10 protein-coding genes and 1 tRNA gene are annotated in these 12,366 nt (G+C 35.6%); 4 read left to right on the top strand and 7 right to left on the bottom strand.

The window, feature by feature from the left end; genetic code table 11:
* Nucleotides 1–30: 30 nt before the first annotated feature.
* From AAGD29_RS06470 to rplU, 5 genes are all read right to left on the bottom strand, one after another.
* Nucleotides 31–107 (bottom strand) — tRNA-Arg (locus AAGD29_RS06470).
* Nucleotides 108–352: 245 nt separating this feature from the next.
* Nucleotides 353–952, bottom strand: coding sequence for a phosphatidylglycerophosphatase A (locus AAGD29_RS06475; RefSeq protein ID WP_341757528.1), 600 nt, complete (start codon nucleotides 950–952; stop codon nucleotides 353–355).
* A gap of 8 nt (nucleotides 953–960) precedes the next feature.
* Nucleotides 961–2,181: an aspartate kinase gene (locus AAGD29_RS06480; protein ID WP_341757529.1), complete on the bottom strand. Its 1,221-nt coding sequence runs from the start codon at nucleotides 2,179–2,181 to the stop codon at nucleotides 961–963.
* A 350-nt stretch (nucleotides 2,182–2,531) separates the two neighbouring features.
* Nucleotides 2,532–2,777: a 50S ribosomal protein L27 gene (gene rpmA / locus AAGD29_RS06485; RefSeq protein ID WP_341757530.1), complete on the bottom strand. Its 246-nt coding sequence runs from the start codon at nucleotides 2,775–2,777 to the stop codon at nucleotides 2,532–2,534.
* Between the two features lie 24 nt (nucleotides 2,778–2,801).
* Nucleotides 2,802–3,119, bottom strand: a complete 318-nt coding sequence (rplU, locus tag AAGD29_RS06490; protein WP_341753929.1) for a 50S ribosomal protein L21 — start codon at nucleotides 3,117–3,119, stop codon at nucleotides 2,802–2,804.
* Nucleotides 3,120–3,583: 464 nt separating this feature from the next.
* On the opposite strand from rplU, the gene AAGD29_RS06495 reads away from it, so the two are divergent.
* Complete coding sequence (locus AAGD29_RS06495; protein WP_341758769.1) at nucleotides 3,584–3,871, top strand: GIY-YIG nuclease family protein; 288 nt, start codon at nucleotides 3,584–3,586, stop codon at nucleotides 3,869–3,871.
* A gap of 251 nt (nucleotides 3,872–4,122) precedes the next feature.
* Nucleotides 4,123–9,351 carry an autotransporter domain-containing protein gene (locus AAGD29_RS06500; RefSeq protein WP_341757531.1) on the top strand — a complete coding sequence of 1,743 codons (5,229 nt, stop codon included), beginning with the start codon at nucleotides 4,123–4,125 and terminating at the stop codon, nucleotides 9,349–9,351.
* Between the two features lie 57 nt (nucleotides 9,352–9,408).
* On the opposite strand, the gene AAGD29_RS06505 is transcribed toward AAGD29_RS06500, so the two are convergent.
* Together AAGD29_RS06505 and AAGD29_RS06510 are read right to left on the bottom strand one after the other, a co-directional pair.
* Complete coding sequence (locus AAGD29_RS06505) at nucleotides 9,409–10,125, bottom strand: ComF family protein (RefSeq protein WP_410521138.1); 717 nt, start codon at nucleotides 10,123–10,125, stop codon at nucleotides 9,409–9,411.
* Between the two features lie 70 nt (nucleotides 10,126–10,195).
* Nucleotides 10,196–10,375: a DUF2706 domain-containing protein gene (locus AAGD29_RS06510; RefSeq protein ID WP_341753754.1), complete on the bottom strand. Its 180-nt coding sequence runs from the start codon at nucleotides 10,373–10,375 to the stop codon at nucleotides 10,196–10,198.
* A 187-nt stretch (nucleotides 10,376–10,562) separates the two neighbouring features.
* Between AAGD29_RS06510 and AAGD29_RS06515 the strand changes: the two genes are divergently transcribed.
* Together AAGD29_RS06515 and ndk are read left to right on the top strand one after the other, a co-directional pair.
* Entirely contained in the window at nucleotides 10,563–11,849 is a 1,287-nt protein-coding gene (locus AAGD29_RS06515; RefSeq protein ID WP_341757533.1) for an MFS transporter, read from the top strand.
* A gap of 89 nt (nucleotides 11,850–11,938) precedes the next feature.
* A complete protein-coding gene (gene ndk / locus AAGD29_RS06520; RefSeq protein WP_341757534.1) occupies nucleotides 11,939–12,361 on the top strand; it encodes a nucleoside-diphosphate kinase in 423 nt (140 codons plus the stop codon).
* Nucleotides 12,362–12,366 lie beyond the last annotated feature (5 nt).

The raw sequence follows: 12,366 nt of genomic DNA on the forward strand, positions 1-12,366 counted from the left end.
TTATTCGTAAAATGCACTGAAATCGGAGAATGGCGCACCCGAGAGGAGTCGAACCCCTAACCCTATGATCCGTAGTCATATACTCTATCCAATTGAGCTACGGGTGCATTATATACTCTTCTGCTTAAAGAATTGCTTTTTGAGATATTATTGGATTCACGTACCAAAGTACGCTGCGTGCGTCCCTAATTCATTTTCAATTCGTAGGATCATCCGAGTATACTTGAATCCTAGATAGCATTTTAAAGTTGAAAATGGTGAAATTTTTAGAAAGAGTATAATATATCCCTAAACTCCTATTATGTCAAGATCATAAGTTTCCAAACCTAGAACAGCCTAATTAAAATATTATTTAGCCAAACCAATTTATTAAAGTAAAAGTGATAGCATAATGCATGACTGAAGCAAAGATTGCTGCTGCAATGTCATCTACCATAATACCAATACCCCCTTTGATATTAGCATCGAGCCAATTTATTGGCCATGGTTTTATTATATCAAAAAATCTAAACAACACTAAGGGCAAAGCAAATAAAAAGATAAAATTTATTAGTTGTGAACTTAAATATTTTGTAAGTCCTGAGTAGTTTACGAAAACCACAGAAAAACAACTTAGTATTATTGTTAGCATTTGACCAACTACCTCATCAATCACCACTTCTTTTGGATCGTCCTGTGTACCATATTGTATGTATATTGAAGAGAAGTATGTGCCTAATATAAATAACAACAGGCAAATCAAAAGAGTAATAATAAAGAGAGTAATAAATTGTGCTTGTAAAGTTGTGAAATTAGTAAATGAAAAAATTAGTTGATTAGTTATAGAAAGATATACGATCAAGTAACACAAAGGGAAAGCAGCTAAAGACCCAAATGTACCAGGACAGTATTTTATTCTACCTATATAGAAAAAAGTTACAAAAAGTTCTACAAATTTTTTTCTTTTAGACATAATTCTGCTTAATTTTCTGATAATTCAAATAATTGATGCAAGCAACGTATTGTTTTTTCGGTATCTAGGTCTTTTATTAGGATAGAAATTTTAATTTCTGAGATTTGTATCTTTCTCACTGATATATTTTCTTTTTCTAGTTCATTTAATACCATACCAAGTAGGGTTTGATCATTTTTAATACCATAACCAATAATTGATACTATAGAAATTTGACTATCAATGATAAAATTATTTATTTGATTAGTATTTTTTAGATCATCTAGTAAATGTTGTAATTTATTTTTATCAGATAGTTGGATAATGAAACTATATTGTATATTTGCCTCAATATTTTCCATTAATTCTAGGTGAATATTATGGTCAGCGATGAGGTTGCATATCTTAGAAAAACTCAATTGGGAGGATACCACTAGTTGTAATAAATTTTTGTTGGAAGTAATACCAGTAATTTGCCTATTTTCCATAATTTTATCTCTAGATGTTATTAGTGTACCGTTTTTTTCGTGGTATAATGGAAGTAAAAACGATGATAAAACGCGTATGGGTACATTATATCTAATAGCAACCTCTAAGGAACGTGGATGCAGCACTTTAGCCCCACAAGATGTAAATTCCAGCATTTCTTCGAAACTAATCTGTGATAATTTTGTTGCTCCCGGGACAATTCGAGGATCGGCAGTAAACACTCCTTCCACATCAGTGTATATATCACATCTATCAGCTTTCATAGCAGCTGCAATTAAAGAGGCGGTAGTATCTGATCCTCCTCGACCAAGCGTTGTCAACCTATTATTATTGGTAACACCTTGGAATCCAGCAACTATTGGGATGATGTTTTGCTTAATACATTCTATTAATAAACTAGTAGAGAGTTGTTCAACCAAAGCTTTGCTATAATTATCATTGGTTAAGATCGGTAATTGCCATGCCAGCACAGATCTTGCATTCATGCCTTGCTCTTGTAGTTTAAGGGCTAGTAAGGATGCTGTTACCATCTCCCCGCTACAAAGAGCGGCATCATATTCTGCGAGTTCTGAATTAGTCTTAAGGCTAGAAACTTCATTACATAGAGTAACTAGCTGGTTGGTAACCCCGGCCATAGCCGAGACGACAATTATTACTTGATTGCCATGCTGCTTTTCAAGCTTAATAATTGGAATAATTTCTTTTATTCTTGCAATGTTAGCAACGGAAGTTCCACCAAATTTTTGAACTATTATTGACATAAATCTGAAAGCGTAATTTTCGATGTCATTCCTGTGGCTTCAATGTCATCTCTGCGTAGATTACTAGTATGTCATTGCCCGCGTAGGCGGGAATCCAAATACGATCTTACGATGTCACCCCTGCGTAGGCAGGGGTCTAAAAAAGTCTAACAAACCTTCTTGATTTATTTTTCTAGATTCCTGCTTTCGCAGGAATGACATAAACCCTCGCAGGGATGACATGAAGCCCTACAATGTTACTCCTGCCTCTCTTACGATGTCACCCTTGCGTAGGCAGGGGTCTAAAAAAGTCTAACAAACCTTCTTGATTTATTTTTCTAGATTCCTGCCTACGCAGGAATGACATAAACCTACACAATATTGACTATTTTATGGTTTCTCTTACTAGAAAATTCTACTTTGCCTGCAACCAAGGCAAATAACGTATGATCTCTACCAAGTCCAACATTTTTACCTGGGTAAAATTTAGTGCCACGTTGTCTAACAATAATGTTACCTGGTATCACATATTGTCCATCATATTTTTTGAGACCCAACCTACGACCGGCTGAGTCTCTGCCGTTTCTAGAACTACCACCAGCTTTTTTAGTTGCCATCTATATATCCTTAAATAAATCCTATTATAGTTTAGTAATGTCTAATATTTTCAGTTCGGTCAATTCCTGTCTATGACCAGTCTTGCGACGATAATTCTGACGACGTTTTTTCTTAAAGACAATAACCTTATTATCTTTAAACTGGTTAGTAATTTCAGCAGTAACAAGAGCTCCTTTAACCATTGGCGTACCTATAAAAGATGGCTTTGAATCTTCACCAATCATCAATATTTGGTCAAATTGGATTTTTGCACCTCTTTCACCGTCAATTTTTTCTACTTTGATGACACTGTTTCTGCCGACTTTATACTGTTTCCCGCCTGATTTGACGATTGCGAACATGAAAAATATCCTAACTAAAATTTAAACAAATTAAGTCGGCATTATATTACCAGCAACTATTTTAGTCAATAGCAATTCGTAATTAAATTGATAATGCTATGAATAAAAAGATAGTCTATAATTTATAATAATACAGTTTTTAATCATTATTATGTCCTTGTATTTGTTGACATGATTAGTAACTATGTGATATAAACTTATGTGTTAGAATGCCTGATAGTTGTAGTAGTTGTTATCTCTGCGTAGGGTTTGTCATTCCTGCGAGAGGTTTATGTCCTTGCGAGGGTCTATGTCATCCCTGCGTAGGCAGGGATCTAGAAAAATAGACCAAGAAGGTTGTGTTAAGTTTTTTAGACCCCTGCCTACGCAGGGGTGACATCATGGTGGATAGGGGTGACATTGTGGCTTTTATGTCATTCCTGCGTAGGCAGGAATCTAGAAAAATAAACCGAGAGGGGAAAGTTATGAAAAGCTATTGGGTTTATATTCTTTGTTCCAAAAAAAATGGAGTGTTGTATATTGGTATAACTAATAATATAGTACGCAGAGTTTATGAACACAAGACTTACGCTTTTGTTAGTTTTACTTCAAAATACAAGGTGGGCAAACTTGTTTATGCAGAAGAATTTACTAATATTAACGAAGCTATTTATAGGGAGAAGTGCTTAAAAAGTTGGAAGCGTCAGTGGAAAATACGGCTGATTGAAGAACACAACCCGAATTGGGTAGATTTGTATAAAGAGGTTGTCTAAATGTCATTCTTGCGAGGTTTTATGTCATTCCTGCGAAAGGTTTATGTCCTTGCTAGGGTGTATGTCATTCCTGCGTAGGCAGGGATCTAAAAAAATAGACCGAGAGGGTTTGTGAGACTTTTTTAGACCCCTGCCTACGCAGGGGTTGACATTGTGGTGGATAGGGGTGACATCATAAGAGAGGGAGGGGTGACATAGTGGATGGTAGGAATCTAGAAGTGAATTATTTTTTTTAATTATAAAATGGTAAAATGATGGCAAAAAAACAAAAATTCTTTAAATATTTACTGGCTAGTAGTGCAATTGCCTCGGTTGTAGCTAGCCTAGGCAGTAGTAGTGTGGCATTGGGGGCTGGAGTGCAAGCTCCGAATGGTGCTTTGATGACAGATAATGCGACGTTGAATAATGTTGTAGGTGATGCGAAATGGCATCAGATTGATCAGGTGGGTGGGGCTATGGATCCACTTGCTCCTGCTCCTTCACCTCCGAATGGCGACGCATTTACCTATGGTGATGCTTTCACACTTACTGCTGACAGAGCAAATGCCATTATTACCGCTATCAACCTAAATGGTAAAAATGGTAGGCTTACGGTTGATGCAGATATGTCAATCGGTTCTATAGTTGGTGGTAACTTATCTCCAACTATAACAGCTGGTCAAACACTAACTTTAACTGGTACTGCAGCTACTGCGGCTGATCATGGCTTCATTGCAGCAGTCAATACCTACGGCTTGGGTAATGTAACGCTTCGGGGTGCAGCCTCAACTCTTATAGTTAATTCTGATGATGATGGGGATATAACTGTCGGCAATGTCTTGGCTGGTATACATGAGCAGGGCGTATTAACCTTTATAACAGGTGGTGGAGTTGGGACGATTGGTGCTGATGGTGCTTCTTTACTAACCGTAAATATCGGTGATAAAGCAGTTACTTTAAGCGATAATGTTTGGGCTAAGAACACTAATCTTGCCCATGCAAATTCTGTACTTAAGCTAGCAGACAATAAGACAATCACTGGTGATATATTGAATACTAAGGTTGATCCTGATAATGCTAATGGTACATTAACCTTCGAAGGAATTGGTAGAGTAACTGGAAATATTGGTGCTGCTGATGTTCTTCTGAGTAAGAAGTCTTTAGCAACTATAAACATAGGTAATGGAGCGGTTACTTTAGATGGTCATGTTTGGGCTAAGAACACTAATCTTACCGATGCAAATTCTGTACTTAATGTTGGGGGTGGTAAAACAATCAATGGTGCTATCACTACGGCTATAAATGGTAAGGGAACATTAACTTTCGCAGCAGTTGGTACGGTAACTGGGGATATTGGTACTGATGGTGCGAGACTTGCCCAAATTAATATCAACACTGCTACTGCATTAAGAGGAAGTGTCTATACTGATGATCTTAACTTTGTTGGTGCTCGCCCTGTAACAATTGGTGGTCATTTTAAAGGAAAAGTTACTTTTGATGCTGCTAATGCTGGAATGCTGATATTCAACGGTGCTGCTGCTGGTGAACCTTATACTTTCGACTCAACAATAGTAAATGGTCATCAGGGTACTTTAAATGTTCGTACTAACCTCCAAGCTACAAATAAAGACATTGGAAAGATTAAGACCATAAATATAGGTGCTGCTGGGGGTCATCAGACTCTATTAATAGATGCCTCAGCTGATGATGTTCATCTTCTTGATGATGTTGGTGGTGGTGGTGGTAATCAAACTATTATTTTCGGCAATGCAGCATCAGCATTGTCCTTATATACAGAAAATAATAATCGCACCATAATTTTTCACAATGATTTAGCAGGATTTGCTGGTGGAGTAGGTGGTTTCGTGTGGATGGACAGTAATAATGCAATTTTAACTCTAGAATCTGCAGCAGGAGGAGGAGCTAAGCTTGGTACAGGTAATAATCTAACTGGTTTGAGTGTTGGTGGTAAAGTTACCATTGCAGGAGGTGCTAATGGGCTTGACATCAGTCGTGCAGATAGATTGCTCCTTGTTAAGGGGGCGGAATTTACCGATAATAGTGCTACCTCGGCAAAGATTGAAGATATTCGTATTGGGGAAGTTGGTGTCCCAGCAACTTATATACTTGATGCAAAACACGGTGGTTTTGATTTAAATGCTACTAAGGCTGATCAGATTACTTTTAACCATGCAGATTCTCAGTTAGTCTTACGGAATAGTGATGCTGCTGCAGATAGAACTATAACTTTGCTACACGATCTAGATCCAGGTGTAGGTGCTGATGGTAAGGGTATAGTTAAGCTTCATTCTGTTGTAGATGGAAAAACATTGACGATTGCTGGAGTAGGCTTATCTTTAGGTACTGGTGGTAATAACCTAAAAAAGGTAATTTTTTCTGGTGCTGGTAAATTTAACACTCAGCAGATTACCATTCATAGCAAAAATATAGAATTAAATGTAAATGAACTAACATTGGGTGCGGTTAATAGCAATATTTTATTTGCTATTAATACTGTACTTACCGCTAATGGTAATATTACAGGTAATGTAGATTTCCAAAATAATGATGGTACAGTTAGTTTGGCACATACTAAGAACATCACTGGTAGTGTAACTAGTACTGGTACTGGTAATGCTAAGGGAACATTAGCATTCCTAGGAGAGGGTAGAGTAACAGGTTCGATTACTAACTTAAAGATGTTAAAAGTTGGGGCAGGTGATGTACAATTAGCAGGTGGCAATCATACTATTACTGAAATTCAAGGTAATGGTACTAGTAATTTAATTTTTACTGATAACTTTAATTTAACAGGTTCTATTAACTCAACAGGAGGAACTGCAGTTGGTTTAATATTCAAAGGCAATAGTGGCGTTAGTGGCATTAGTGGTGTAGTTGGAACGGCAACAAATCCTGTTGGTACTATAGAAGTCGAAGCTACTACCAAATTTGGCAACAAAGTTCAAACTGGTAATAGTCAGAACATCATAATATATGATAAGGCAATTGCTGAGTTTGCTGATATTGTGACGACTGGTAATATTAAGGGAAAGGCAAAAGACCAAGGTACGGTTAAATTTAGCAATACCAATTCTATGACTATTAATAGTACAATAGGTGCTGAAAATCCAGTAGATACTCTAGAAATAGCGGGAGCAGATGTAAAGATTACCAAAGCAGTTTCGGCGAATAATATTAGCTTCTCTAATAAGACACAGTCGACAACTTTAACTTTAGGGGGACCAAGTATTGTAGGTGGTATTAGGGTTGATGGTAATAATGTTCATACTCTTGAATTAGCTGCAGATTTTACCACTGGCGTGCAAGATATTGGGTCAGAGAATAACAGGTTAAAATCTATTAAATTACTGGGTGATCATAAAATTACTATTAGGAGTGCTGTCTATTCCGATGTATCAACTGAAACTAATAATACTGGTAAAGTAGTTTTCGACTCGGATAAAAGCTTTGCTTATGACCTTGGAACAGATAAATTAAAATTGTCTGCTGTAACCTTTTATAAAAATGCTACGGTAAAAGGTGATGTTTATTCTAAGCAAATAACAATTGCTAAAGATAAGACTGCAACTTTTGCTGGTACTAAAAACAGAACTATATCTGTGCCAAACTTCACTGTAGATGGGTCTAGCCTATCAAGATTATTGAAAAGTTTTGCCTATAGTACACAAATTGTTTCGGATGAAATAAAAAATGCAGGTATTGCAAAATTTAATAATGCAGTACTGATTGATGCTAAAATTAATGGTGGTAAGGTAACGTTTGCCGATAATGTTTGGTTTAAACAAACTGCTGAAGGAACAGAAGCAAGTTTTGCTGCAGATAAGTTTGTAATATTAGAACAAAATATTAGGTTTGCTAATATTAAAGCAGATAAAGCTAAGATAATTATATTACCTAAAACAGCCTCTATAACTGGTAATTTAGCAGCTAAAGATTTCACAGTAGATCTTGCAGCTAATAAATTACAATATACTGGTCAGGCACAGCTGACAGGAAAGATAGAACTAGTTACTGCCTACGATACATCAAATGGAGCAGGTGGTAATATAGAGGTTCAGACAGGTAGTAAATTGGATTTATCGAAAGCAGATGAGCTGATGATAAAAGTGAAGGCTCAGACTGATCTTAACAAAATTCCTAAGGGTGTTCAGTATGTTGTGATTTCGTCAGTTGATGGTAAGGGTCTTGTTGCAATTGATAACAGTAAAATTAAATTTGACCCAACTGGTGAACAAAACCGTTTTGTACAGTGGTCCATGGATTCTAGTGAGCTAAAACTGTATATAACTGATATTTCTAAGGAAGTTATAGCTAAAGAAATTGCTGATAAATCCCTACCACAGGAAGATCGGGAGTTTTATACACAATTGAATAATGTAACAGATCGTAATAGTTCTGCTGGTAAGTTCAGGAGCAATATAGGTTTAATGGATAGAAAGCATGCCCTTCAAGCGATTGAGAAACTATTGCCTGGTAATGAACATCCAATAGGAGAGAGTCTTGCAAAAACATCTGCAATAATGGGAACGTTGATATCTCAAACTGCTATCCAAATTGCTTCAAGACAGTCTATGAGAATGCATAATCCTGCATCAGCTATAGGGTCTGGTGATGATGATCAGGTAATGTATGGAGTATGGGGTAGTCCATTCTATGGTACTGCTTGCCAAGAAACGTATAAAGGAGTTAGTGGTTATAAATCGAAATCAGCTGGTGGAATAGTTGGATTTGATGGCTTAGTAAATGATAATCTGCTACTTGGTGCAGCTTATAGCCGAATTAACACACAAATGTCTCATCAAGATCAGAAGGTTGGTGATAAAACTAACGGCAAGACTAATATCTTCTCTTTATATAGTTTATATGATTTTCCAAATAATTGGTTTACTGAAGCTATAGCATCATATGGCATAACTAGGGTTAAGAACTCAGAAGGACGCCTGATCGCAACGAAGGTGAAAACTGTTACTGCTCTAGAGACTGCTGCTGCTAAGTATAAATCTATTTCTTATAGTGGTCAATTACTTGCAGGGTATAATTATCAAGCTTCTGAAAAGTTAATGATTACCCCAACAATTGGACTCAGATATTTGCAATTTAAGGATTCTGGCTATACGGAAACTGGTACAAAATTCCAAAACCTAGCTGTTAAGAAAAGGTCGTACAATAAACTTGAAGGTATTTTGGGGTTAAGAACTGCGATAACCCTGAAGGTTAACGAAGTACTGTTAATACCAGAATTGCATGGTTACGTTAATCATGACTTCAAAGGAAAAGCACCAATTATTGATGCAAGGTTAGATGGGATAAATGAACCATTACCGACTAGATTAGTTAAACCTGCTAAGACCTCCTTCACTGTTGGTACTGGCTTAACTGCGAAATATAATATGATGGAATGTGGCGTTGCCTATAATGCTAACATTGCCAGCAAATATATTGGTCACCAAGGTAGTTTGAAGGTTAAAGTGAATTTTTAAGTAGAACGAAAAAGATGTCATTCCCGCCTACACGCGGGGATGACATCTTCCTGCCATTTATGTCATGGCAATTGTCATAACGTAAACACTCTTAGCCCCGGAATCCTTTAATATTTTAGCACATTTGTTAATGGTAGTGCCAGTGGTCAATACATCATCTACTAATAATATTTTTTGGTCTATAATTTGATATTTTTTATTGAATATAAGGCTATTTGATAAGTTTTTTTCTCGTTCTTTTTTAGATAAAAAAGTTTGGGATTTGGTCCATCTTGACTTAATTAATACGTCAGGACTTACCGGTTTTTTTAGTAGTTTGCTGATTTCTTGAGCCATAATCAAAGCAGGATTATACATTCTAAACAATCTTTTGAACCTATTCATTGGAACTGGAATAATCAGGTCAATATCTTGAAATTCGCTGTGGTATTGTCTATAAAGTAATTTGCTGAAAGTTTTGGAGAAAATAGTTTTATCTTGATATTTAAAGGCATGAATTATTTCTTTGCTATGCTCATTAAATTTAATTAAGCTACGAGACATGTCATAGCAAGGTTTATGTTGAAAGCATTTTGCACAACACATATTATCTAAAATTGATATATCTAATCTACAACCACAAATATTGCAGTAAGGTTTTGTAATAAAATCAAGTTTCTTCCAACAATTTAGACAAAAATCCTCTTTAGTGGCAGTCATTTCAGCACAAGACAAACATCTTGCTGGTAAGATATAATCTATTAGGTAATTATAAAATCTACTGATTCTGTACATTATTATAAAAGCAAATCTTTAGACGCGAATTCGGGATAAGAATTTGTCAATTCTTATCCCGAAAGGGGGTTTAGGCAATATCTCTAGTTAAATTTACCGGTCTACGAACACATGGGTTGCCAGTACTAGAAGAATCTGTTGATTCAATAGACACACAAGGGCTTTTAATCTCGTAAGGAGGACCAGGAGTGCATGATAATAACTGCAAGAGTATAACAAAAAACATAGAAAATCTTAATAATTTTGTCATAATTGTCATTTAGAATTAATTTTATTATCTTAGATTCTATAGGAGGTTAACCTAGTTCGCAATAAATCTCAAGTACATTTGATAAAAAATAAGCTTTAGATACAAAATACATAATAGCTTGTGGTATTTTCCCTGACAAGCATATATACTCTCTTCAAATATTTGCAAGTAATAACCTGAGGAAACGATGGTAAGTACCACATTCAAAGAAAGACCTCCTTATGCTAGAAAGTATAATAGCTGGCGTATTAGAATTTTATATTCAATAATTATTGGTTATTCAACATTCATATTTTGTCGTCAGAATTTTAATATTGCAATGCCTGCTTTAATGGATCATTTTGAGGTAACAAAAACTCAACTTGGCTGGATTTTAACAGCCTCTTCTATAGTTTATGGTGTAGGAAAGTTGTGTAATGGATTCTTTAGTGATAGATCAAACGCTCGTATATTTATGGTGGTTGGTCTTGCCCTTGTAGGCATCATAACATTGTTATCGGGTTGTGCTTCTAGTATAACCTCACTGGGTCTTTTATGGATTCTGAATAATTGGTTTCAATCCATGGGCTGGCCGCCTGCAACACGTATGTTGACTTATTGGTACGCTTCTAAGGAATTAGGAATGAAATGGTCTTTGGGGGCTACTTCTAATCAAATTGGTGGAGCAACTACTATGATAGTGTGTGGCTATTTAATAGACGTTTATGGTTGGGAAGTAGCATTTATAATTCCTGGAATAATGGCATTATTAATATCGTTATTTTTATTTAATAGATTACGTAATTCTCCCAATGAGGTTAATTTACCCATAGTGGAAGAGTATAAAGAATGTGATATATCTCTTGGAAGCGATGGTGATAATTTATTAACGAGTCAACTAATAAAAATTGTATTTTGTAATAGGCTAGTGTGGTATGTGTGTTTTGCTAATATGTTTGTTTATATTGTACGGTCAGGTGTAATTTTTTGGGCACCCGTATTTTTACGTGAACTAAAAAACGTTACTATTGCTCAAGCTGGTCTACAAGTTGCTTCTTATGACATCTTAGGTTTAATTGGTGGTGTTGTTGCTGGATGGATGTCAGACAAGCTATTTCAAGGACGACGTGGGCCAGTTGGTTCAGTATTTATGTTTGTTTTGGCTTTTACTCTTATTTTATTTTGGCAAATACCAAACGAGTATGAAATATTTAGCATGATTATTCTTGCTTTGGCTGGTTTCTTTGTATCTGGGCCGCAAGTATTAATAGGTGTTGCTACAGCAGATTTTACTAATAAACAAGCAGTTGGTACAGCTAACGGTCTTTCAGGTCTATTTGGTTATCTTGGTGCTGCATTGGCTGGGGTATGTGTTGGTTGGATTTCTGATAATTTAGGTTGGAATGGTGTTTTCTTATTTTTTATCTTTTCTGCTTTCTTGGGGGCAATACTTTTTTCCTTAACTTGGAATTATAGTTCTAGAAAAATTGCATAAAGTACTACTTTAACCGTGCTATCAGAATTTGCTTGCCAAAAATATATAAATTTATATAAATATTAACAATAAATTAATAAAGGTTTACTGTGACTCAAGAATATACATTTTCAATGATTAAGCCAGATGCTACGAAAAGAAACCTAATTGGTAAAATTATTTCTTACTTAGAAAATACTGGACTAAAAATAGTAGCTCAAAGAATGACTATTTTAACTAAAGATCAAGCAGAAAATTTCTATGCAGAACATAGGTCAAAGGCATTTTTTAATAGTTTAGTGGAATATATCATTTCTGGTCCAGTCGTCTTGCAGGTACTTAAAGGGGAAAATGCTGTTTTAAAAAATCGTAGAATAATGGGGGCTACTAACCCAAATGATGCTGAACTAGGCACAATTCGAAAAGATTTTGCAGAGAATATTGAGGCTAATAGTATCCATGGTTCTGATAGTTTAGAAAGTGCAGAAAGAGAAGTGAAATTATTCTTTACTAAAAAAGAAATTGTAGAATAACTTAA

Origin of the sequence: Candidatus Tisiphia endosymbiont of Ditula angustiorana, from assembly GCF_964026425.1 — a bacterium.
Lineage (GTDB): Bacteria > Pseudomonadota > Alphaproteobacteria > Rickettsiales > Rickettsiaceae > Tisiphia.

Bases quoted from the DNA above. Each gene is read 5' to 3' on its own strand.
- AAGD29_RS06475 (WP_341757528.1), bottom strand. From the start codon at position 952: ATGTCTAAAAGAAAAAAATTTGTAGAACTTTTTGTAACTTTTTTCTAT.
- AAGD29_RS06480 (WP_341757529.1), bottom strand. From the start codon at position 2,181: ATGTCAATAATAGTTCAAAAATTTGGTGGAACTTCCGTTGCTAACATT.
- rpmA (WP_341757530.1), bottom strand. From the start codon at position 2,777: ATGGCAACTAAAAAAGCTGGTGGTAGTTCTAGAAACGGCAGAGACTCA.
- rplU (WP_341753929.1), bottom strand. From the start codon at position 3,119: ATGTTCGCAATCGTCAAATCAGGCGGGAAACAGTATAAAGTCGGCAGA.
- AAGD29_RS06495 (WP_341758769.1), top strand. From the start codon at position 3,584: ATGAAAAGCTATTGGGTTTATATTCTTTGTTCCAAAAAAAATGGAGTG.
- AAGD29_RS06500 (WP_341757531.1), top strand. From the start codon at position 4,123: ATGATGGCAAAAAAACAAAAATTCTTTAAATATTTACTGGCTAGTAGT.
- AAGD29_RS06505 (WP_410521138.1), bottom strand. From the start codon at position 10,125: ATGTACAGAATCAGTAGATTTTATAATTACCTAATAGATTATATCTTA.
- AAGD29_RS06510 (WP_341753754.1), bottom strand. From the start codon at position 10,375: ATGACAAAATTATTAAGATTTTCTATGTTTTTTGTTATACTCTTGCAG.
- AAGD29_RS06515 (WP_341757533.1), top strand. From the start codon at position 10,563: ATGGTAAGTACCACATTCAAAGAAAGACCTCCTTATGCTAGAAAGTAT.